We start from the raw sequence: 22810 nt of genomic DNA, 5'->3' as shown, positions 1-22810 counted from the left end.
GCCCGTTAACCAGCTGGCGGCTGACCGGGCGAATCCTTAGCAACGCGTGAACAACAAGTGGCGATGTTAGCGGTGTGGCGCAAGCCGCCCGGTGAGGAACCGGAGGGCTCGCGCCCTTCCGCTACGTCACGTGGACCTTAAAGCGGTGAGCCGTCGGACTTCAGTGCGAAGTCGTAAACGGTTTGGCTGTCGCTGACGGTGGCTTTGATTTGCGAATTCTCGTTGTAGGCTTCAGGGACCTGCTCGTTCGGATTGCGTTTCTTCTTCTTTTTGCGTCGAGCCGCGGCGTCATCGTCATCTTCATCAGCGCCTTCCGTGTCAACTTCACCGGTCGAGGCGGTGGTGCTGATTCGCACGACTTTTTCTCCCGGAGGAACGCCCATCACTTCGCTGTTGAATTTGATCTCGTAGTTGCCTTCCGCGTCCGTCGTTCCATAGCAGAACGTCGTGTCGGGCGACTCGAACATCACCACGGCTCCTTCGAGAGGTTGGCCGTCTAAGGTGACGTTCCCGGTGATCGGGACCAAGCCGATCGATGCGTAGTCTGCTTGGGCACTTGGTCCGCAACCCGTGCTGGTTGCCAAGGTGAGTGCGAGGCAGGCGACCAATGTCAGCGCCATCGCTCGTTGGATTGCTGAGTTCATAGCCATGATTGAAAGTTCAATGTGTTGTCGGATGGAATGTGATGGGCGAACTGCGAATCAGAGTTCGCTGGGGATCTCGCCGCCGTCACGTGAGCCCAGGGCATCGTAGACGTCTTCGGCCAGCGATTCGGTCAAGAAGGTCACCGAGCCATCGCATTTCAGGAAGTGAGCACCACCAATGTGGTAGCTGCCGAAAGACAGTTCCATCAATCGACCGCTCATCAGTGGAGCACGGATGACAGCGTTGACCGGAGTGATCGTAACGCCAGCGACTTCGGAGAATTCCGTTCCGCCAGTTCCGCCGTCGCAACGGCAAGGATCGGTTTGTGGAGCACCGATATACCAGTAGTCCATGCCCTGGCCGTCTTTGACGAACTTCGGGTTGTTGTAGCTTTCGCCGATCATGATCGTGTTGGACGTTCCGTCCAGGATGTCACGGAACTTGGTTTTGCTGCAGGCATAGAAGATGCCGTCTTGATCCAAGCTTTCCAATGAAATCGTGTCGGGTAGTGCGGTGCTAGTGTCGTCGGAGGTTGCCAAGGTTCCGGCAACGCCGCGGTAGCTGGCGGGCACGCGTTGTGGGATTCCGTTGTAATCCATGTGCAATGGCAGCGCCATGCTGGGGCAACGATAGGTCGGGATGACCGTTTCGCAGGCCTCTTCGTTGGGGCCATCGTCGGTCGCCCAGTTGCCAAGCCCCGACTCTTGGAAGATCAGGGTTTGGTACAGGTTGGCTTGTTCGATCTGCGGCAAGATGTGACCGCTCCAGGTCATGCCGCGGTTGTCCCAGCCGTAGGGGAACTTATTGAATGTGTCGTGATAAACGTGAAGTCCCAAGCCAATTTGTTTGAGGTTGTTACTGCATTGCATGCGACGTGCGGCTTCGCGAGCGGACTGAACCGCCGGCAGCAGAAGTCCAACCAGGACGCCGATGATGGCGATCACAACCAACAACTCGACCAGCGTGAATCCGCGAGTTGATGTGGCGGAACGCTTGGTGATCGGAGCGGAGCACTGGTGGGCAGAGGTTCGGCGACTCGATTGGGTCGTCAGGCAGGTCATTCGTTTCTTCCAGCGAATTATGTGGGGTGAGAACGGCGGAAAGCGTCATCGCTGATTTGCCGCCGTCAGTGATTTGGGCGGGACTCTAGGAAACAAATGTGAAGAAACAGCGAAGCTCAAAGTGAAGGTTTGGTGAACAGAAATGAGCGTTCGTCGTTCGCTGCGCAGCGGGAAAATTGCGTGCTTGAGCGACGCTTTCTGGTCCGTCTAACGTTCCGCTCAGCTTCATAGAAGCGGATAGTCTCCCCGTGGAGGGGGTTCCGTTCCTCAAAAGAATTTTTCGAGAAAGCTAGTTTCCCGACGCGCAACCCAGATTCAGGGAGCGGTTTGAGCCGATCGAAACTTGTTCGGATAGTCCAGTAGAAGCTGTTTGATCATCAGGCTGGGCAGACCAGCGGGAACGAAATGGTCAAACGCATGGTTGACGATGCGTTCGTTGTCCGCATCGGTGACCGATTGCATGTGCGACGCCACGTTTCCATCGATGTTGCGATCAATGTCGATCGCCTGAGGAGTCTGCTCCGGATCGAAAGACAGATCATCCAGGTCGATCCATCGCCGTTGTGGCGAGCTTTGTGTGCGGAAGTGGATCCGACGCTCTTCGGGTTGGTAGATCAAGTTCCACTGAGTCAGCGGCCCTTGGGCGACCATTTGCAAACATCGAGTGGCGTAATCGACGGGAGCCGTTTTGGAGCCGATGTCATTTGCCATTTCGACCAAGCGGACTCCACGGCCGTAACGCATTCGGCTGGAGTTGTTCAGCAGTTCCGTTTGCGAATCTTCCCAGGACGAATTGGCCAACACGCACGCGTGAGTCTTTGGCTTTCCGTCGTCCAGGCGGTATTGGTCGCCGTGTCGGACCACCGCTTTGCCGTCGATGAACTCGACCACAGCAACATCGCCTGTCGCATCGGTGACGAAGTAGTGAACGGTTTCGACCTTCGGCAGCATTGGAATCGGCACGATGGTGGAAAGACTGTCGACGACTTCCGCGACGGTTTCGGCGGTGTCGAGTTGGTACTGAACCCACTGAATCGCGTTGACCGCCGTGAGGTTTGGATCGGCTTCCACCGCAACAGGATCCGGAAAGGTGGCTCCAGGCAAATGCAACAAATCAACCGTCAGTCCTTTTTCGTTCATCCCAGCAAACGGAATTTCGCGGCCGAACTGGCAAAACGAAACGCTGCCGTATTTGGATACCCAGGTCGCGGGTTTGATCGGCGCAAGCGATGTTTTCTCGATGCCACGATGGTTGGTGATCACGAGTGCTTCGCCAAACGGCCAATCGTGATTTCGGGCGATCACCAATTGTCCCTGGATGGTCATCCGCATCACGGTGCACGCGGTAGCGGGCCGGATTGTCGTGATGGTGAAAGCACCAACCATCGCGGCAAGCAATGCGAGGCCGAGTCCGGAGACGGAATGAATTCGTCGGGTGGAATGGCTGTTTCGGCGCAAACGCATGAGCGTGGACTCCGGCAGTGAGTGGGCGGCGACAAGAGCGAACGTGAAGGCCATTGCAGGACGCCTCGTTCGCGAATTCATCGTAGCAAATTCGATGAGCGAAAGCCGATTTCGTTTTGCCGGTGCCGATATCGACCTCAATGACAACCGTGAAACACGGCCAGCGTGAAACTGCGGTTCAGCCTTAACCGCGGCCTAACCCGCAAAGTTTGCCAAAACGGCTCAACCGTCACGATCATCCCATCCGATACCAGTTCACGTGGCATCTGGTGTTGCGCGAGGTCGCGTGTGGAAAGCACGCTCCGAGCCCGCCGGTCACTCCGATTCGCGACTACCCCCGACGATTGAATCCAAGCGAAACACCCCATGAACTCTTTGATCTGGCGCCGACTTCCCCGGTTTGCGAAAAACTGTGCTGTCCTTGTGGCATGCCTGGCGTGTTCACCATTGGCAGCTCAGGTCCGTGTCAAAAAGCCGGACCGCGGAACGTATCAAGCACCTGGAAGTGCTGCTGAGAAGACAACGGGCGATTGGGAATTGTATCCCGATTCTTCGCCGCAACTCAGCCGCATTCAAATCGACGAAGTCGTTTATGACGACATGGAAGTCACCTCCGACGCGGAAGTTGACGGCCTGCAAGTCATGGACGAACCGGGCGGTTTGCGACTGCGAAAACTGGGCGAAGTTGTGGGCTCAAACTCGCAGCCTTCCAACGCACAAATCGTTCGGCCTGTTTCGGCCATGTCGGTTCATCCTTCCTCCGGTGCCCATGGCGTTCCGAGGGAAGGGGTTCGCATCATCCAGTCGACCGGATCGAGTCACCGAGGCCGCGTGCTGCAAAAGACATCTGGCTCGGTTGCCATCATGGAACATCCGACATTTGCCGGTGAAACCATCGTCGGCTCAGGCACATCGATGAACTTCCATGGGCCGGGATGCGGCATGGAAGGGCCCGGTTGTGGAATCGAAGGTTGCGGGTGCGGATTCGACGTGGGCTGTGGACTGGAAGGTCCAGGGTGCGGATTCGAATCGTATGGCTGCGACAGTTGCGGCTACGGCGGCTGCGATGGAATGTGTGGGCCTTCGTGCGGTCCTGCCGGAGCGATCTGTGTTGATCCCAATCGTTGGTTTGGATCGGCTGAGTTGATGATCATGTTCCGCAAAGGCGATCGATTGCCAGCTTTGGTCACAACCGACACGGCACCGGACACCGGATCACTGGATACGGGCACGGTCTTGGCTGGCGACGACAGCGTGTTGAAAGATGCAACGGCCGGCGGTCGTTTGACGCTTGGCTTGTGGTTGGACAACCATCAATGCCGCAGCCTGGTTTTCCGGGGCTGGGTCGCTGGCGATGAAAACTACAGCTTCAGTGCTGACCAAAGAAACTTCGATGTGCTCGCGATTCCGTTCTTCAACGTCGCAACAGACGCGGAAGATTCCAACGTGGTCGTCTTCCCGAATGCACCGGTGGATCCCGCCATCAATGGTCGCTTTGGTGCGGTCGGCGTGGATGCTTACAGCGAACTGCACGGCGGTGATATCTCGGTGCGTCAATTTTGGCGAGGCGGTTTGGGAACGACCTTCGACGTTTTGTATGGTTACCAGTACATGCGATTGTCCGAGGGACTGAACATCTCATCCAGTTCAACGCTGACCGAAGGAACCGACGCGGGCAACTACATCTCGATTCGTGATTCCTTCGAAGCGACCAACGAATTCCACGGAGCCCAATTTGGTTTGGCCGGTCGCTACCGCGAAGGTTGCTGGAGCTTCAACTGGTTGGCCAAGGCCGCGTTCGGCAACGTTCGTCGCACGGCGGATCGTCAAGGCAGCACAACGGTTGGGCCTCCGGACACCCCGCAAGACGGCGGACTGTTCGTCGATCCGGACACCAACGAAGGCACCTTCACCAGCGACACGTTCGGTTGGGTCCCTGAGCTGGACGTGAACCTGGGATGGCACCGATTCAACCACTTCGACGTCACGATCGGTTACCACTTGATGGCCATGTCCGATGCGATTCAGGTCTCTGGCATCTTTGATCGAAACATCAACGACGCCAACAACAACCTTCCCGCACCATCGATGCGAGACAGCACGTTTTACGTGCAAGGCATCCATTTTGGTCTGAGCTACACCCGCTGAGCGAATTCCCCGGTTGGGGGCCGCATCGGGATCAGCGATTGGCCGGAATGTGGGCGAGATAGTACGGGAAAAAGCGGCTTCAGCAGATTGCCGGAGCCGAATTTGCCGACTCGACCAGTGGCAATTAGGATGTGGGGCGTCTTTCTCGATTCGCCCCACGACCTTCACTTTTTCCGGCTGACCTGTCTCCCATGATCTATTTCATTTGCTGGGTCGTTTTCTTGCTCACGATGATTCTGGCAGTGGTCGTGGTCGGATTCAAAAACCGCAAGCCTCGACCTGCCGCAGCGGTGGTTCCCGCCGGTGAGGAAGAGATGATGGCGGACGGCGAAGAGATCGAGGTCGTCGAAGGCGACGAATTCGAAGCCGTTCCCGCGGAAGGCGATGATTTCGGAGGTGGAGAATTTGTGGCCGAGGGTGGCGACGACTTCGCTGCGTTCGAAGACGAATTCAAATGATCGGTTGAATTCGATCGAAGAATCTCGCTCGCCGACCCGTTGTGAACTCGGCTGGCTTGGCGGTCAATCGATCGGATTCCTGGTTCTCGTCTGAAAGTTTTCGCGTTGAAACATCGAAGCACCCGAGACGTCGTGGAGGATCTGCGCGCCGGAGGTCGACTGATCACGGTCGATGACGAAGTCGATCCAACTCTGGAAATGGCTGAGATCCAACGTCGCGTGTATCTGCGAGGTGGACCAGCGATCTTGTTCACCAATGTCCGCGGCTGCAAATTTCCGATGGCGTCGAACCTGTTCGCGTCGTTGGACCAAGCCCGCTATTTGTTCCGTGACACGCTAGAACGTGTGCGTCGATTGATTGAGGTCAAACTGGATCCGTCGGCGTTGCCCAAAAGCCCGATGCGATACGCGGGCGTGCCGATGACGGCGCTGACGATGCTGCCGCGATTCACTCGAAGTGGTGCCGTCCAAGCGAACCAGTGTCGATTGAGTGAGTTGCCGGCGCTGAAGTCATGGCCGATGGATGGCGGTTCCTTTGTGACATTGCCACAAGTGCTGTCGGCGGACCCGGCGGCGCCCGAGAACCTGATGCGAGTCAACTTGGGCATGTACCGCGTTCAGCTGGCAGGCAATGAATACGACCCCGAGAACCAAGTCGGATTGCACTATCAAATTCACCGTGGCATCGGAGTGCACCACCGTGCCGCCATGGATCGCGATGAATCATTGCAAGTCGCGATCACGGTGGGCGGTTCACCGGCGATGAGTCTGGCTGCAGTGATGCCGCTTCCCGAAGGACTGACTGAGCTGACCTTCGCCGGTGCTCTGTCGGGCCGCCGAGTCCGCATGATTCGCGGTTCCCATGCGCCGGTTTACGCCGACGCTGATTTCGCGATCGTGGGACGAGTCGATCCGACCGCGACGATGCCCGAAGGACCCTTTGGCGATCACTTGGGTTACTACTCACTGCAGCACCCGTTCCCGTTCATGAAGGTGGAACATGTCTGGCATCGCAAAGACGCGATTTGGCCGTTCACCGTCGTTGGCCGGCCTCCGCAAGAGGACACTACGTTCGGGCAATTGATTCACGAACTGACGGACCCGATCATTCCAACGGTCATCCCCGGAGTGAAAGGCGTCCACGCGGTTGATGCCGCCGGCGTTCATCCGTTGTTGTTGGCGATCGGCAGCGAACGTTACATGCCGTACTTGAAAGCCAAAGAGCCGCAGGAGTTGCTGACGCAGGCCAATGCGATTTTGGGCAACGGGCAATTGTCGCTGGCGAAGTATTTGTGGATCACCGACGACCCAGATGATTCGATCAAGATCCATGACATTGGCAAATTCATGCAGCACATCCTTCGCCGAGTCGATTGGCGTCGCGATTTGCATTTCCACACCAAGACGACGATCGACACGCTCGACTACAGCGGCACGGGATTGAACCAAGGTTCCAAAGTGGTCGTCGCGGCGACGGGCCAACCGATTCGAGAACTCGCGACGGAGATACCATCTGGTCTTAGTCTGCCGGATGGCATTTCAGAACCGAAGTTGGTGATGCCCGGAGTGATCGCGGTGAAAGCGCCCAAGTACGGCGGCGACGCGTCACGTGAAGACGTTCAACGTCTCACTGAGCACTTGGCAAACCAGCCAAATCTAGAAAGCGTTCCGTTGTTCACTTTGTGTGACGATTCTGAGTTCGCGACAGCAACGCTGAACAATTGGTTGTGGTTGACGTTCACACGCAGCAACCCAGCGATTGATGTCGACGGTGTCGGAGTGCAAGTTGTGGCCAAGCATTGGGGATGCCGCGGACCGCTGATCATCGATGCACGAGTCAAACCGCATCATGCCCCGCCACTCGTGGAAGACGCTGAAGTGACCGCCAAGGTCGACGCAAGAGCCACCCGCGGCGAAGAGCTGGCCAAGTACTTGTGATTGTGTTGAAGATCCCTTGTCGGCCAGTTTGACTTAGGCGGGGTGACGTGCGGTTCAATTATGAACTTCAGATTCGTTGCCGGGCGACTCGCTTTATTCCAAAGCATCGGTTGAGACGCCAGGTAATGACCTGGCCTACGGAGCCCCCAATCACAACCTGCAGCGTTAGCAAGGTCTCACGCAGTTATCGGTGCGGCGCGATCCGCCCGGTGAGGAACCGGAGGGCTCACGCCCTGCCGCTACTTTGGGCGAAGGATCGCTCAACGTGACGCGTCGTGAACTTCCGCGAGTTTCCTCCTTAGGTCACGCACTCGGTCTTGGATTATCAGCGGAAGTTTGCTTCGTAATTGGTTGCGACCTCCGAACCAATCAACCGGTTCATGAACGACCAATTTGGCTTGCACGACCGTTGCGTCGGTATCGGATCCCGCGATGTCGGTCGGTAATCGCGTGGCGGTGATCAAGCCACCAAGCCCTCGATACGGTTTCGCGTCGCCGGTGACTTCCTCGCCCAAATCGTTTCGTTCAATCGGGCTCCAGGAATTATCAAAACGCGGATCCATTTGCCATGCGACGGTTACGAAATCATTCGGTGAACCTTCGATGCGTCGTTCGGTTTCCGCGTGGATCACGCCTTTGATCAGGACTCGATCAAGCAACGGGAAGCTGACCCGGCCAAACGATTCCGATTCCGCGTCGAGAGTGATGCCGAGTTGGGAAAGTTCCTCCGCGGTGACCTTGTTCGCCTCGCCGGCTTCTTCTTTTTCAGTCGCTTCGTCAGTGTCATCGGCTTCGTTGCTGACACCCAGTAACGATTGAAGTGTGTCGGAATCTTCGATCAAATCAAGCGGTGCGTGCACAACAAACGCGACGTCGAGCAGGTGTCCAATTCGTTGACCGTCTGGATTCGTAATTGAATCCATGTCGATTGCGATGGGAGCCACCACGGAGTCGCGAATGAAACGTTGGATGCCGCCGGCACGAGCCAGCGTGTCCAACTGCTTTTTGACTTTCGCGGAGTCAACTGGTTCACCGGAGGAATCAATGAACGCGAGACTCGGGATCTTTGTCGTGACATCGTCGGTCAATCCGATGCCGCCACTGCGCATTTGATGAAACAACGCGTTGTCGTCTTCGGCGTTTGCCGATCCGGCATGCACAACGAGCGTGCTGGCCAAAGCCAAAGCGAACAACCGCGGACGGGTTCGCTGTCTTCTATTCGCGAAAGTTTGGAGCATCCGATCAAGCATTCTTCAGAATTGGTTTCAAGACACGAGCGGGTTCGACCCCGGTCAAACGTACGTCGAGCCCCTGGTACTTGGCTGATAACTTCATGTGATCCAGTCCGCAGGTGTGCAACATCGTCGCATGTAAATCGCGAACGTGGGTTTCCTCGCCGTCTTTCAAGTAGCGATAGCCAAGTTCGTCTGAGTTGCCATAGGAGATACCGCCCTTGATGCCTCCACCGGCCATCCACAACGAAAATGCGTTGATGTGGTGGTCACGGCCGGACCCTTGTTTCATTGGAGTTCGTCCGAACTCGCCGCCCCAGATGACCAGCGTGTCGTCGAGCATTCCGCGACGTTTCAGGTCTTGAATCAATGCCGCGGAAGCTTGGTCGACCGCTTTGGCACTGTCCTTCATGCCGACTTCCAGATTGCTGTGGTGATCCCACGCACGGTGGTAAAGCTGGATGAACCGAACGCCGCGTTCAGCCAACCGCCGAGCCATCAAGCAGTTGCTGGCGAATGATCCATCGCCGGGCTTGGTGACTCCGTACAGGTTCAACGTCTCTTGCGTTTCATCGGACATGTCGGCGAGTTCCGGCACCGACGTTTGCATGCGAAACGCCATTTCGTATTGGCTGATCCGAGTTGCGATTTCAGAATCGCCGCGATCGGCCAGCAGGTCTTGGTTGAACGCGTTGACCGCTTCGATGGTCGCTCGCTGAGTCGTGTCGGTGATGCCGCCGGGCGGACGAACATAGTGGACCGCGTCGCCTCGCGATTGGAACTGAACGCCTTGGAAACGACTGGGAAGGAAACCGGCTTTCCATTGACGAGCCGAAACCGGTTGAGCCCCGTGACGGCCTTGGCTGGTGAAGACGATGAAGCCGGGCAGGGAATCGGTTTCGGCACCCAAGCCGTACAAGAACCACGAGCCCATGCTGGGACGACCTTTTTGGATCGATCCCGTGTTCATGAACGCGTGAGCCGGGTCGTGATTGATTTGCTCGGTGTGCATCGAGCGAATGATGCACAGGTCGTCGGCAACCGATCCGATGTTCGGAAACAGTTCGCTGATTTCGAGACCAGATTGGCCCCACTTTTTGAATTTGCAAAACGATCCGCGGGCGACAAGTTTCGAACCTTGAAGCTGCGCGAGTTGTTGACCATCGGTCATCGAAGCCGGAAACGGCTGGTCGTTGATCTTGTCCAGTTCCGGTTTCGGGTCGAGTGATTCAACGTGGCTAGGGCCGCCAGCCATGCAAAGGTGAATGACCGTTTTCGCCGTGCCGGGAAAGTGTGGCTGGGGCGTATCCGTTTGGCTGGCTTGGCTTTCGCGAGCGAGCATCGAACCCAGCGCGGCCATGCCGACACTGTACGTGCCGCTCTTGAGAAAGCTACGCCGCTGAATAGTTGAGAAAGAATTCATGATGTGTTTTAGCGAGGCTTAGTAGCGGGTGATGGTTTCGTGCAGGTTCAAAACGATGCGGGCCGTCGCGGTCCAGGCGGCCCACTCGGCGCGATCGGCTGGCGAAAGCGATTCGTTGTGGCGCGTGGCGGACTGGCCAATGCTGGTTAGTTGCACCGACAAAGCTTCGTCGGCGAGGAATAGCTCACGCTGTTGGTTCAAAAAGTTCGTGAGTCGTTCGATCTCTTCGCTGGTCGCATCGCGTTGAAGGGATCGTCGAACCATCGTTCGCAATCGCGTTTCGTCCGACTCCTTCTGCTCGATCATGTTCCACGCCAGTTCGCTGGCCGCTTCGATGAACGTCGGATCATTGAGCAACGTCAACGCTTGCTGAGGCGTGTTCGCGTTGGCTCGAATCGCGACGCAATCTTCGCGACTGGGGGCGTCAAAGTTGGCGAGCATCGGGTGCAAAAACGTTCGCTGCCAGTGCATGTAAATTCCGCGCCGGTATTGATTGTCACCCGCTGTCGAACGGTAGCTGCGATTGGGGAATTGCAAGTTCGAGTAGTAGCCATCGGGCTGATACGGTTCGACCGATGGGCCGCCGATCTCGAGGTTCAGCAACCCCGAAACCGCCAACGCGTTGTCGCGAACGATCTCGGCTTCCAAACGACGTGGTGGGTGATAGGACAGCAAACGGTTCTCGGGGTCGATCTCAAATAGCTCGGGTCGAACGCGACTGTCTTGCTGATACGTGCGGCTGGTTAGAATCAAACGAGTCACGTGCTGCAGATCCCAACCGGAATCGATCAGTTCGATCGCGAGGTAGTCGAGCAGTTCCGGATGCGATGGCGGATCGCCTTGAGCACCCAAGTCATCGACTGCCGCGGTCAATCCAACGCCGAAGAATTGCTTCCAAAGTCGGTTCGCGACAACGCGGGCCGTCAACGGATTGTCGCGATGCACAATCCAACGAGCCAGATCCAAGCGGGTCAGACGTTTGGCTTCGGCGTCTTTGGCGTTTGCTTCTTTGGCAGTCTCGGTGCCATAGCTACCGAGGAAAGCCGGTGTGGCTGGCTCAACCACGTCGCCAGATTTGTCTTGCCAATTGCCACGTGGCAAGACTCGCATTTCCATTGGCTCGGTTGCTTGCGTGACCATCGTCCAAGTTCGCCCGTCGCGGCAGGCGAGATAGCGGTCACGCCAGTGTTTGATCGCACCCGCATCTTTGGCTTGTTTGGGGTTGGACATCATCCAGCTCAACAACGCGTTGGGTTGGCTGATCGAGTCGCAGATTTGAATCGCTTCCAATTCCGCAGCATCAAACGGCCGCATCCGGATCAGAGGCGATGCCTCGAACGTCACCTCGGTGTCGCCAGCCAACCCTTTGATCTCCGCGACCAAGGATTGACCTTCCTTCAATTGCAGCGGTCCTGCCAGTTCAAACACCGCTCGCATCGGATCGTCGGCGTGTTTGGATTGATCGATCATGAACTGATGCGGGCGTTGCTTCACCGCGCGCCCGGCAGCGTCGGTCGCCGGGACGGACCAGCGTGACGCGACATTCTGCTGAGCCACCGTGCTGGAAAACGAAGGCAACCAGCGGTTGGCTCGTGCGAAGGAAACGGCAACGTTTATGCGATTAGGTTTCGCTTCTTCCTTTTTCTCGTCCTTGGATTTTTCAGGCTCTGAGTCGTCCGTTGCCGGTGGTTTGATCTCCTCGATGTAGAAGCGGACTTCGACATTTTGAGGGGACTGGTTCGCCGCCGGCAGCAGGCTGACTTGGATCGATTGAGGCGGCAGTGATCCCAGCGAGATCGATTCGCTGTCGGCAGTCCAAGCTTTTAGGTTTTTGTCCTTTGGCGGGGCCGAAGTCATCGGAAGCGACTGCCATCCGTTGGCTTCTCGTTCGAGCCAGCCGTTGACGTTGTTCAGCCAATCATTCGCTGAATTCTTTTGGTCGTCGGACAGGGCCGCCAATTGCAAGCGAGCCAGGTCGATGAGTTCTTGTTTGGCTTGCGTCTGCTCCCGCAGCAACGCTGGGCTGGTGACCTCGATTTCTGGTGGGAACGGAAAGTTATTGTTGTATCCCTTCAGGTCAGGGTTGGGCGTGTAGCCATAATCGCTGTAGACGCCCCACTGTTCGATATCAGCGAAGAACGCTCCGAGTGAATAGAAGTCTTTCGCGGTGAACGGATCGAATTTGTGATCGTGGCATTCGGCGCATCCTGTGGTCAGCCCCATCCAAGCCATGCCGACGGTGCGAACGCGGTCGGTCGCGTACTTGGACAAGTACTCACCGGGTTGAGCACCGCCTTCGCGAGTGACCATGTTCAAACGATTGAACCCTGACGCGATCAAGTCATCCGTCTTTGGGTTGGGAAGCAGGTCACCGGCGAGCTGCTTCGTCGTGAACTCGTCAAACGGCATGTTGTTTTGGAAGGCTTCGATCACCCAATCGCGATAGGGGAAGATGTGTTGGTTTTGGTCGCCGTGGTAGCCCACCGTGTCGGCGAATCGGACCAGGTCCAACCAGAACGCTGCCATGCGTTCACCGTGATGCGGGTTCTCGAACAGTTCATCCAGCTTCTGATCAATGAGAGATGACCGAGCGTCGGATGCCTGCATCTCTTGAGTACGAGAGAAGAAGTCTTGCGTTTCCTCCCAAGTTGGCGGCAACCCGACCAAGTCCAAGTGCATTCGCCGAAGCAGTCGGTCCGGTCGCGCGGGGCCGGAGAGATCGTGACCTTTCGCCAGCAGGCGGGCTCGCACGAAAGCATCGACCGGATGAACGTTCTTGCCTTCGACGTTTTCATCCCACTTCGTCAGATCCGGGACATCGGGGCGTCGAATCGGGCTGAACGACCAGTGTTCTTCGTATGGGGCGCCCTGAGCGATCCACGCTTTCAACAATTCCTTTTGCTTTTCGGTCAGCGTTTTGTGCGAATCCGGTGGTGGCATCACCAGTTCAGGATCTTCGTGATCGATACGTGCGACCAATTCGCTGCCATCGACATCCTCGGGAACAATCGCGGCGTAGTCGATTGCTTCCTCGCGAACATCCAGCCGCAATCCGGCTTGGCGATTGTTCTCATCCGGACCGTGACAGAAGTAGCAGTTCTCGGAAAGGATCGACCGGATGTCTTGATTGAAAGAGATCTCAGGTTCGTCGGCGGAAGCGTTCAGCAACCAGGGGCCGCTTAGCCCGAGCAAACAAACGGTCGTCCACCGTAAAAAATCAAAAAGGAGCGATCGGAAATGCATGGATGCAGAAACCACGGTGAATGGCAGGTTGGGAAGGAAGGAGGGCGGGAAACTCATTGTAACAGATCGACTCAAGATATCAGCGAAACCGTCTTGGTTCCGTGAGCTCCCACGCGATCAAAGGCGGGAAAGAACTCGCGTGAAACTCAAACGAGTCCATCGATCAGGCGGGCCGCCCATTGACGCGTTGCGATGCGTGATTGGCCGATTGGTCTGGCAGCATCGAATTTGCCGGTTGTACTAAATAGTTGTCCTCGAGATGCCGATGATGACGAGGATTCCAGTTGTTACATCCATCGATCAGCCGCGTGGGCCGAGTTTTATGATTCTGTTTTCGATCAAGCTGCTCAGCAGTCTTCGCAAAGCGATCGCGGGGAGGAAATATCCTTCTCAGCTCGCCTGGGGATTGGCGTTGGGTCTTCTCATCGGCCTGATCCCTCACGGCAACTTGTTGGCAGTTGCATTGGTGTTCGGAGTCCTGATGTTGCGTGTCAATCACGCGATGGTCGCTCTGACCGCGATCGGGGTGACGATGGTTGCACCTCGCTTGGACCCGATTTCAGATCAATTCGCACAATGGTTCTTCGCTCAAGAAGGCGTCTCAGACGTGATGGCCCAAGCGTGGGACTATCCGCTGGTGCCTTGGACGGATCTGAACAACACCGTCGTGATGGGCAGCTTTCTGATCGGACTGATTTCGCTGGTTCCTGCCTTCGCGATTTCTTACCCGATGTTCAAAGCAGTGTCGGGCAACTGGAAAGAAGACGACGATCTGGAAGACGATGTTGTTGTGACGCCCGCTCGCAAGCGACGTTCAAAAGAAACAGAGCAACACTTCGTCGACGCTCCGCACACCAAAGTCACTGAGCCGCACTTCACGCCTGAACCGGCGCGAGCTTCGGATTCGTCGACTGACGATGCGGTTGGCTTTGATGCCGAAGCAAGCTCCGGACGCGTGTTTGATTTTCGCCGCGTCGATGCTGCTGAACCGGTCCTGGCAAAGATCTCGCCGTACCGAGATGAACGGGCCGATTCGAAACGAGCCTCCGCTGCGATCGACGCACCCGCGGGCGACGTTTCCTCCAAACAAAACACAACTCATATCGAAGTCCTCGATGCGGAATCCAATCCGCAATCGATGTCGAACGAAAATTCAGTGGCATCGGGGAACTCGGGAGCGGGCAATTCCAATCGCCCGGGCCTGACTACGAACGACGACCAACACAAGATCGATGAAGCGCTCAGTTATCTGCTTCGTCAATTGCGCGATTCGCAAGACAAGGATGCAGCATGATTCGTTGGAGATTCTTACTGACACGGCTTATCGTTGTCGCGACCATCTTGATGCTGCTGTTCTGGGGCCTCGGCCCGATGGCCAGCTACATCACGGTTCGCGGGTTGGAAGCCTCGACGGGAGCCCGAGCCGATATCGGTGCGACTCGCGTTGGGTTGTTCCCACCTCAGATCCAGTTCGATTCGGTGCATGTCGCTGATCCGCGTGATGACAAAGAATTCCGAAACGCTTTCCAAGCGGACTCGGTGAACTTGGTCATCGACGGCGATGCGTTGCTTCGTCGACGCTGGGTGATTCGACAAGGCAGTATCGCTGGTTTGCAAATCGGAACGACTCGCGAAACGAGCGGACACCTGGAAGAAACGCCAGACGAAACGGAAGCGTCCGGCCCGTCCGTGATCGGAAACTTGCTTTCATCGGCAACGAACGGGCTGAGTGCTCGTGCGGAAGCGATGGGCAAGGATCTCGAAACCGTTCGCACCGGCGAAGAAATTCGTCGTCGCTGGAAAAGCGAGTACGAGCGCTTGGTGAAGCAAACCAAAGAGTTGGAAGAACGAGTCGAAACCATTCGTGAAGCAGCCAGTGGCATCGACAACCCGTTGCGAGATTGGCCGGAGTTGCAACGCACGTTGGCTGAATCGGAAGCCGCTCGTGAGCAATTGATTTCGCTACGCAACGCAATGAACGCGATGCCCGATCAAATGAAGAGCGACTTGGCTCGGTTGGAGAAGGCAAAGCAAGCCGACCTCGACAAGGTCGACGCGTTTGTGCCTGGCGACCTGAGCGAGTCAAAGAACTTTGGCGTCGATTTGGTCAGTGCCGAGATTCGACGTTCGCTCACGCAATTGCGTGATTACCTCGACAGCGGTCGCACGCTTGCCAACTACACCGTCGTTGCACCCGATACCGAACGAGTTCGCGGTGAAGACTACGACTTCCTCGGACGCAACCGTCGTCCGGAATTGATGATCCGTCACTGTGACGTCAGCGGCACCATGCGTGCTGATGGCAAAGTCTTCACACTGACCGGCGTGGTCGAGAACATGACACCAACTCCGGAGCTGTTGGCTGATCCAACGCGAGCTCGCTTGCGATTGGAAGGTCCCGAGACCGTTGACGTCGACTACGTTCGCGATCGTCGACAAGGCGAACAACTCGATCGTCTGACACTTCACTGGCCTCAAATGGATGCCGACCCGATTCACTTGGGTCGCGGTAAAGACGTCGGAGTTGCAATCGCTGGTGGTGTTCGCGAAGTGTGGGTTCAGTTGAGCAGCCGCGGTGAACATCTCGAAGGCCGTTTGGTCAGCAAGCAAACCGGCGTCAACATGCGTTTGGATGTCAAAGGCGACGCGGGAGCTTCGACGGCGGCGATTCAGATGAACCAATCGCTTGCCAACGTGGATCACGTTGAAATCGATGCCGAGTTCAATGGAACTTGGGAAGATTTGGATTTGAAGCTGAACACCAACCTGGGGCAGGTCTTCAACGACGCAGCTAAAACGGCCATCGCCAGCCAAATGGAAGCTTCCAAAGCAAAGGTTGCTGCCAAGGTTGATGAGGCTCATCGTGAGCAGATGTTGGAGCTGAACGAGTGGATGCTCGCACAACAGAACCAAGCTCAAACGTTGTTGGCCAAGGCTGACAAATCGGTCGAAGATCTCAGCCGAAAAATTCTGAGCGAAATCAATGGAGCGGATCAGTATCTTGGCAAGCTCAAGACCGCGTTTGGATCCAGTTTGCGGTAGTTCGACTAAGCAACGAGCGAAGAATAAGTAGCGGACAGCAGGTGAGGCACAGGCATCCAGCCTGTGTTCGGCGCAATCACAGGCTGGAAGCCTATGTCACTTATTTTTCGCTCCGTCCTCAGTGACGATGACGCCGCGAGCGTGATCGTGATGGCAAAGGCCGAAGGTGGGTGCACGAGTCAATCGTGCATCGACCTCCGGCCTTTTTTCATGTCCCAAGGGCAGAGCGATGGCGAAGCGTAAAAGCTTGGCAATGGCTTTCTAATCTATAGCCCTGGACGTGTTTTCTTTGGGTGCGGGTGCGTTGGCATCGGCGGCAACACGAGGTTACACTCGCTGCATCTTGTCGCCCTGGAATCCGTCACCACCATTCAACCCCAAGAACTGCCAAGATGCTGCCTCGCCGACGTTTAGGCCAAACGGACATGGAACTCACGACGCTCTCTTTTGGAGCGTCTTCGATTGGACAGGAGTTCCGAAGCGTCGATTTGGGTGAGAGTTTGCAAGCTGTTCGAGTCGCGCTCGACAGCGGTATGAACTTCATCGACACCGCCGCGTTCTATGGACGTGGAATGAGTGAGATGATGCTCGGCCGAGTCCTGCCGGACATCCCTCGTGATCAGTACTACCTGGGCACCAAACTCGGTCGCTACACCGGTGAGCACTTTGACTTCAGTGCCAAACGCGTCACCGAGAGCATCGACACGTCGCTTGAACGAATGAAGGTCGACCACCTCGACATCGTGCTGTGTCACGATTTGGAATTTGTCGAGATGTCGCAAATCGTCGAAGAGACGATCCCGGCGATCCGTCGCGAAATTGCGAAGGGCAAGGTCCGGTACGTCGGCGTCAGCGGTTACCCGATGAAGATGTTCAAGTACGTGATGAACAACGCGGACATCGATTGCTTGTTGACATACAACCACTACACCCTGCAAAACGACATGGCACTTGAGTTGGTGCCGCTGGCAAAAGAGAAAGGCGTCGGATTGATGAACGGCGCACCGTTCTCGGCACGTCTATTGACCAACGCGGAATTGCCGCCTTGGCACAAAGCGACTCCGCAAGTCCGTGAGGTTGCCGCTGCGGCAGCCAAACACTGCGCCGATCGCGGCAGTGACATCGCCAAGATCGCACTCCAATTCAGCATCGCAAACGAAGACTTCGCAACATGCATTCCCGGATCGGCCAACCCGAAACGAGTCGCTCAGTGGGTTGAGTGGGCGCAAGAGCCCATGGACGAAACCCTGGTTGCTGAAGTCAAAGAGATTCTGAAGCCAATCCACAATTGGTTCTACATCGAAGGCCGACCCGAGAACAACGACGAGCCCGTCGCCTCCTGAGTTCAGCCAAGTGGCATAGGCTTCCAGCCAGTGGAATATGAATCACAGGCTGGAAGCCTATGCCACATCGAATCCATCACCACAAATCTCCCCCGCAAGAAAACAACATGACGTTTAAATCTGCCATCACGGTCAGTCTGGTCGAAGAAGCTCGCGGAGGTCCGTTCGTTTATTGGGAAGGTCTCAAAGACGCTTGCCAAAAGTCAGCGTCACTGGGTTTTGATGCGATTGAAATTTTCGCTCCCGGCCCCGACGCGGTGGACGAGGCTGAACTGAAGGGCTTGCTCCAAGAGCATGGCTTGGTCGTCGCCGCGGTCGGCACCGGTGCTGGGATGGTCAAGCACGGCTTGAGCCTCACGCACGCCGATGCCGATCATCGCGCCAAAGCTCGTGACTTCGTCAAGCAAATGATTGACTTTGGTGGCAAGTACAACGCTCCCGCCATCATTGGTTCGATGCAAGGCAAATGGGGCGGCGACATCTCTCGCGATCAAGCGTTGGGATTCTTGCGAGAGGCACTCGATGAACTCGGTCCCTACGCCGCTCAATACAACGTCCCGTTGTTCTACGAGCCGCTGAATCGATACGAGACCAACTTGCTTCGCACGGTCGACGAAGGCGTCGAGTTCTGCAAGACATTGTCGACCGACAACATCAAGTTGCTCGCCGATTTGTTCCACATGAACATCGAGGAAGCTGACCTGGCCGCCGCCATTCGTGCTGGCAAAGGCTACGTGGGACACATCCACTTTGTCGATTCGAACCGGCAAGCCGCTGGCATGGGACACATGAATCACGAACCCATCATCCAGGCTCTCAAAGACATTGATTACGACGGGTATTTGTGTGCCGAAGCATTCGCGTTGCCCGATTCGGACACCGCCGCGAAAAACACGATCGAAGCGTACAAACGCCTCACCGCGTGAGTTTGTCGAAACACAAACTTGCATAGGTTTCGAGTCTGAAAGAAATGTGGCATTGGCTTCCAGCCTGTGATTCGAGAACCCCTCTTGGGCTGTTGATTTAGTAAGCCGTACCGCGTTAGCGGCGGTTGATTTGACGCCAACCGGGGCTAACGCCCAGCGGCTAGTTGTTGTCATTCGATATGCGACTAAATGAGCAGCCTGCTATGCCACTCAGCAAAAAGTCGACGTCCCCACCATCCCTCCCCACCACGAGATGAACTGAATATGTCACACGCTTTGATTGGGTCACGTGCCCTGATTTGGATGGTTGCCATTGCGATGGCACCCTGGGTGGTCGCCGATGATCGACCCAATATCTTGTTCATCATGTCGGATGATCACACCAGCCAAGCGGTTGGTGCGTATGGAAGTCGGCTTGCCTATCTGGACCCAACGCCGAACCTCGATCGTTTGGCCGAGGAAGGCATGTTGTTCGAGAACGCGTTCTGCACCAACTCGATCTGCACCCCCAGTCGTGCTTGCGTCATGACCGGACAATACAACCACACCAACGGTGTTTTTGATTTGGGTGGCCGAATTGAACCCGAGAATCAGCATCTCGCCAAAGAGATGAAGAAGGCCGGTTACCAAACTGCCATGATCGGCAAATGGCATTTGAAAGCCGAGCCAGCCGCGTTCGACTACTACTGCGTGTTGCCCGGCCAAGGCAAGTACTTTGATCCCGAGTTCCGAATCCAAGGCGACAAGCCCTGGCCAAAGAATACGATCAAGAAAGAAGGCATGCACAGCACCGATGCAATCACCGACATCACGCTGAACTGGTTCGACGAAGTTCGCGAAGATGACAAGCCGTTCTTTTTGATGCACCACTACAAGGCGCCGCACGACTTTTTCGAGTACGCGCCACGTTACGAAGAGTACCTCGCCGAAATCGCGATCCCAGAACCAAAGAACCTTTGGAGCCAACCGCAATTTGGATCGCTCGCGACTCGTGGGGCCAAGGACGAGATGATGCCGTTCATTGGTACGTCGATCGGCCGCCGCAATCCACGCCGGAACTACGCCAAGCATTATGGCGTTGACTCATGGCTCAGCGATGAAGAGGCAAAAAGAGAGGCCTACAACATCTACATGAAGCACTACCTGCGTTGTGTGAAGGGTGTTGACGACAACTTGGCTCGTTTGTTCGCGAAGCTGGAAGAAACCGGCCAAATGGACAACACCGTGATTATCTACACAGGCGATCAAGGTTTCATGCTGGGCGAGCATGACTACATGGACAAACGCTGGATGTACGACGAGTCGCAGCGGATGCCGTTCTTGGTCCGCTACCCCAAGTCCATTCCAGCCGGTTCACGCAGCGATGCGATCGTTGAAAATGTGGACTACGGACCGACCATGCTGGCTTTCGCGGGCGTTGAAACTCCCGAGTACATGCAGGGCAAAAGCTTTCGCGAAATCTGCGAGACCGGTCAAGAACCCGAAGGTTGGAAGCAGGAAGCATACTACCGCTATTGGATGCACATGGCTCACCATGACAATCCAGGGCACCTTGGTATCCGCACCAAGACTCACAAGTTGATCTACTACTACGGGGTCAACTACGAAGGGAAGCAGCAAACGCCTCCCGGTTGGGAACTTTATGATTTGGTGAACGATCCGACGGAAGTCGTCAACCAAATCGACAATCCTGAATACGCCGAAGTCGCGAAAGAGATGAAGCAGCGTTTGGCCGATCTTCGCAAGCGAGTCGGCGACGATGGTTCGCACTACCCAGCGGTGGAAGACGTTGTCCAGGAGTTTTGGGACTACAGTGACGAGGACCGTCAAAAGGCGATCAAAATCTCGCACGAGTATGTTCAGGCGAAGCAGTCGGAAAAGTAATCTTGCCGACGGAATCCAAGCGGCAGTTAGATCCGGCTGCCGTTTGGATGGTCGAGACGTCGCATTTCTGCCGTCCGAAGGCGGAATTGTCACCTGACACTCGCCGCCGTTCGGCTACGGTGGTTTCCCACCCCACAGTTTCCCTCCAGTTTGAGTCGCAGCTATGTCACGTTGGTTGTTTTGCTTGGCGTTTGTGTTCGCAAGTTCTTTGTGGGAGGGGCTGTCTCCGGTTCATTCCGTCCACGCGGCGGATCGTCCCAACGTCGTGTTGGTCATCACCGATGACCAGGGTTACGGCGATTGTGGCTTCACTGGAAACAAAGTCGTCCAGACGCCGAACATTGATGCGTTGGCAGCGGAATCGTCTGTGTTGACCGACTATCACGTCGCGCCGACTTGCTCGCCGACCCGGTCGGCTTTGGTGACCGGTCACTGGACCAATCGAACCGGAGTTTGGCACACGATCAGCGGTCGTTCGATGTTGCGGGACAACGAGGTGACCTTCGGTGAGATCTTCAGCGATGCCGGTTACCAAACGGGCATGTTTGGCAAATGGCACTTGGGCGACAACTATCCTTACCGAGCCGAAGACAACGGTTTCACCGAGGTCTATCGCCACGGAGGAGGCGGTGTGGGGCAGACTCCCGATTTCTGGGACAACGCCTACTTTGGCGGTTCTTATTTCCACAACGGAAAACCCGTCAAAGCGGAAGGCTTCTGCACCGACGTCTTTTTCAAAGAGGGAAATCGTTTCATTCGCGAATGCGTGGAAGCGGATGAGCCGTTCTTTGCTTACATCGCGACGAATGCTCCGCACGGTCCGTTGCACGCCCCGCAGAAGTACATCGACATGTATCCCGAGATGCGGGACAACGTCGCAACGTTCTTTGGAATGATTACGAATATCGACGACAATGTAGGACGAACTCGTGAGCTGCTTCGCGAGCTTGGCGTGCACGACAACACGATCTTTATCTTCACCACGGACAATGGGACTGCTGGTGGAGCCTCGGTCTACAACGCGGGCATGCGTGGCAAGAAAGGCAGCCCCTACGAAGGCGGCCACCGCGTTCCGTTTGTGATGCATTACCCCAAGGGCGGCTTTGCCACATCGAAAACCAATGACACGCTTTGCCATGCGGTCGACATCGTTCCGACGCTGCTGGACATGTGTGGTGTCGAAGCACCTGAAACGGTCGAGTTCGACGGGACATCGATCGTTTCGCTGCTGAAGGATAAGGCGGATTCGTCGTTCAACGATCGGATGCTGATCACCGATTCGCAGCGAGTGATTGACCCGATCAAGTGGCGTCAGTCATCGGTGATGCAGGACAAATGGCGTTTGATCAATGGCAAGGAACTCTACAACATCGCGAATGATCCGGGGCAGGAGAACGACATCTCGGGCGAGCATCCCGAACAAGTCGCCTCGATGCGAGAGTTTTACGAAGCGTGGTGGGCGGAGTTGGAACCCACCTTCTCGCAAACGACTGAGATGACCGTTGGGCACCCCGATCATCCCGTGGTCACCTTCACCGCTCACGACTGGATCGGACAGGCGCCGCCTTGGAACCAATCGGCGATCCGAGCTGCCGCGGCAGTGTTCCCCAAGAAGGCCAAGAAGCAGGACCTGACGCACAACGGTCACTGGGCAATCAATGTGCACGAAGCCGGCAAGTTTGAGGTCGCTTTGCGTCGTTGGCCCGAAGAATCGGGTGCCGCGATCGCTGCCGCTGTGCCGCCGGGCGAAGATGTGCCGGGATCGTCACCCGCGTATCGAACGCAAGCCGGCCGTGCGATTCCGGTTCAGTCGGCTGAAATTCGTGTTGATGGAAAGTCCATCGCAAGCAAAACCGTCGGTGAAGGGGACAGTGTCGTGACCATGGAAATCGAACTGTCCAAGGGCTCACACCAGCTCGCTCCCGTCTTCAAAATCCCGACCGGTGAAGTTGGGGCGTACTATTGCACGCTCTCGCGAATTGGCAAATGAGTTTGCTTCGGCG

The 22810-nt window shown here is 56.3% G+C and carries 15 protein-coding genes; 9 read left to right on the top strand and 6 right to left on the bottom strand.

The genetic code is table 11. The annotated features are described in order from the left end of the window. Window positions 1-137: 137 nt before the first annotated feature. The 3 genes from RE6C_RS12380 to RE6C_RS12365 form a co-directional block, all read right to left on the bottom strand. The gene (locus RE6C_RS12380) at window positions 138-644 is read right to left on the bottom strand and encodes a carboxypeptidase-like regulatory domain-containing protein (protein ID WP_007333407.1); all 507 of its coding nucleotides are present in this window, start codon (window positions 642-644) and stop codon (window positions 138-140) included. A gap of 57 nt (window positions 645-701) precedes the next feature. Continuing rightward, entirely contained in the window at window positions 702-1706 is a 1005-nt protein-coding gene (locus RE6C_RS12375) for a DUF1559 domain-containing protein (RefSeq protein WP_039961894.1), read from the bottom strand. Window positions 1707-2021: 315 nt separating this feature from the next. Beyond that, window positions 2022-3170 (bottom strand): linear amide C-N hydrolase, encoded by a 1149-nt coding sequence (locus tag RE6C_RS12365; RefSeq protein ID WP_039961893.1) that lies wholly within the window; start codon window positions 3168-3170, stop codon window positions 2022-2024. A gap of 366 nt (window positions 3171-3536) precedes the next feature. On the opposite strand from RE6C_RS12365, the gene RE6C_RS12360 reads away from it, so the two are divergent. The 3 genes from RE6C_RS12360 to RE6C_RS12350 all read left to right on the top strand — a co-directional run bounded on the left by RE6C_RS12360 (window position 3537) and on the right by RE6C_RS12350 (window position 7714). Then, window positions 3537-5318 (top strand): BBP7 family outer membrane beta-barrel protein, encoded by a 1782-nt coding sequence (locus tag RE6C_RS12360; protein WP_236618158.1) that lies wholly within the window; start codon window positions 3537-3539, stop codon window positions 5316-5318. Between the two features lie 191 nt (window positions 5319-5509). Beyond that, window positions 5510-5776, top strand: coding sequence for a hypothetical protein (locus RE6C_RS12355; protein ID WP_008656998.1), 267 nt, complete (start codon window positions 5510-5512; stop codon window positions 5774-5776). 105 nt (window positions 5777-5881) lie between these two features. Next, complete coding sequence (locus RE6C_RS12350) at window positions 5882-7714, top strand: UbiD family decarboxylase (RefSeq protein WP_039961892.1); 1833 nt, start codon at window positions 5882-5884, stop codon at window positions 7712-7714. A 260-nt stretch (window positions 7715-7974) separates the two neighbouring features. Here the strand turns inward: RE6C_RS12350 and RE6C_RS32460 are convergent, their stop codons facing one another. Genes RE6C_RS32460 through RE6C_RS12335 form a run of 3 tightly spaced genes read right to left on the bottom strand, consistent with a single transcriptional unit; the run spans window position 7975 to window position 13669 of the window. Next, window positions 7975-8964, bottom strand: coding sequence for a hypothetical protein (locus RE6C_RS32460; RefSeq protein ID WP_039961891.1), 990 nt, complete (start codon window positions 8962-8964; stop codon window positions 7975-7977). After that, complete coding sequence (locus tag RE6C_RS12340; protein WP_039961890.1) at window positions 8957-10369, bottom strand: DUF1501 domain-containing protein; 1413 nt, start codon at window positions 10367-10369, stop codon at window positions 8957-8959. Before RE6C_RS12340 ends, RE6C_RS32460 begins: the two co-directional genes overlap by 8 nt. Window positions 10370-10387: 18 nt before the next feature. Continuing rightward, entirely contained in the window at window positions 10388-13669 is a 3282-nt protein-coding gene (locus RE6C_RS12335; RefSeq protein ID WP_008656993.1) for a PSD1 and planctomycete cytochrome C domain-containing protein, read from the bottom strand. A 265-nt stretch (window positions 13670-13934) separates the two neighbouring features. Between RE6C_RS12335 and RE6C_RS12330 the strand changes: the two genes are divergently transcribed. The 6 genes from RE6C_RS12330 to RE6C_RS12305 all read left to right on the top strand — a co-directional run bounded on the left by RE6C_RS12330 (window position 13935) and on the right by RE6C_RS12305 (window position 22797). Continuing rightward, entirely contained in the window at window positions 13935-14906 is a 972-nt protein-coding gene (locus RE6C_RS12330) for a DUF2062 domain-containing protein (RefSeq protein WP_008656991.1), read from the top strand. Then, window positions 14903-16654: a TIGR03545 family protein gene (locus RE6C_RS12325; RefSeq protein ID WP_008656989.1), complete on the top strand. Its 1752-nt coding sequence runs from the start codon at window positions 14903-14905 to the stop codon at window positions 16652-16654. Before RE6C_RS12330 ends, RE6C_RS12325 begins: the two co-directional genes overlap by 4 nt. 392 nt (window positions 16655-17046) lie before the next feature. Beyond that, window positions 17047-17997 (top strand): aldo/keto reductase, encoded by a 951-nt coding sequence (locus RE6C_RS12320; protein ID WP_008656987.1) that lies wholly within the window; start codon window positions 17047-17049, stop codon window positions 17995-17997. A 107-nt stretch (window positions 17998-18104) separates the two neighbouring features. Continuing rightward, window positions 18105-18923 carry a sugar phosphate isomerase/epimerase family protein gene (locus RE6C_RS12315; RefSeq protein ID WP_039961900.1) on the top strand — a complete coding sequence of 273 codons (819 nt, stop codon included), beginning with the start codon at window positions 18105-18107 and terminating at the stop codon, window positions 18921-18923. A gap of 264 nt (window positions 18924-19187) precedes the next feature. Continuing rightward, window positions 19188-20807, top strand: a complete 1620-nt coding sequence (locus tag RE6C_RS12310; RefSeq protein WP_008656985.1) for a sulfatase family protein — start codon at window positions 19188-19190, stop codon at window positions 20805-20807. 163 nt (window positions 20808-20970) lie between these two features. After that, window positions 20971-22797 carry an arylsulfatase gene (locus RE6C_RS12305; protein WP_008656984.1) on the top strand — a complete coding sequence of 609 codons (1827 nt, stop codon included), beginning with the start codon at window positions 20971-20973 and terminating at the stop codon, window positions 22795-22797. The last annotated feature ends 13 nt before the right edge of the window (window positions 22798-22810 follow it).

Origin of the sequence: Rhodopirellula europaea 6C, assembly GCF_000338295.1 — a bacterium.
Taxonomy (GTDB): Bacteria; Planctomycetota; Planctomycetia; order Pirellulales; family Pirellulaceae; genus Rhodopirellula; species Rhodopirellula europaea.
Note: the sequence above shows the minus strand (reverse complement) of the source record. Positions and strands in the feature narration are given on the sequence as shown.

Bases quoted from the DNA above. Each gene is read 5' to 3' on its own strand.
- RE6C_RS12380 (WP_007333407.1), bottom strand. From the start codon at position 644: ATGAACTCAGCAATCCAACGAGCGATGGCGCTGACATTGGTCGCCTGC.
- RE6C_RS12375 (WP_039961894.1), bottom strand. From the start codon at position 1,706: ATGACCTGCCTGACGACCCAATCGAGTCGCCGAACCTCTGCCCACCAG.
- RE6C_RS12365 (WP_039961893.1), bottom strand. From the start codon at position 3,170: ATGCGTTTGCGCCGAAACAGCCATTCCACCCGACGAATTCATTCCGTC.
- RE6C_RS12360 (WP_236618158.1), top strand. From the start codon at position 3,537: ATGAACTCTTTGATCTGGCGCCGACTTCCCCGGTTTGCGAAAAACTGT.
- RE6C_RS12355 (WP_008656998.1), top strand. From the start codon at position 5,510: ATGATCTATTTCATTTGCTGGGTCGTTTTCTTGCTCACGATGATTCTG.
- RE6C_RS32460 (WP_039961891.1), bottom strand. From the start codon at position 8,964: ATGCTTGATCGGATGCTCCAAACTTTCGCGAATAGAAGACAGCGAACC.
- RE6C_RS12340 (WP_039961890.1), bottom strand. From the start codon at position 10,369: ATGAATTCTTTCTCAACTATTCAGCGGCGTAGCTTTCTCAAGAGCGGC.
- RE6C_RS12335 (WP_008656993.1), bottom strand. From the start codon at position 13,669: ATGAGTTTCCCGCCCTCCTTCCTTCCCAACCTGCCATTCACCGTGGTT.
- RE6C_RS12330 (WP_008656991.1), top strand. From the start codon at position 13,935: ATGATTCTGTTTTCGATCAAGCTGCTCAGCAGTCTTCGCAAAGCGATC.
- RE6C_RS12325 (WP_008656989.1), top strand. From the start codon at position 14,903: ATGATTCGTTGGAGATTCTTACTGACACGGCTTATCGTTGTCGCGACC.
- RE6C_RS12320 (WP_008656987.1), top strand. From the start codon at position 17,047: ATGCTGCCTCGCCGACGTTTAGGCCAAACGGACATGGAACTCACGACG.
- RE6C_RS12315 (WP_039961900.1), top strand. From the start codon at position 18,105: ATGACGTTTAAATCTGCCATCACGGTCAGTCTGGTCGAAGAAGCTCGC.
- RE6C_RS12310 (WP_008656985.1), top strand. From the start codon at position 19,188: ATGTCACACGCTTTGATTGGGTCACGTGCCCTGATTTGGATGGTTGCC.
- RE6C_RS12305 (WP_008656984.1), top strand. From the start codon at position 20,971: ATGTCACGTTGGTTGTTTTGCTTGGCGTTTGTGTTCGCAAGTTCTTTG.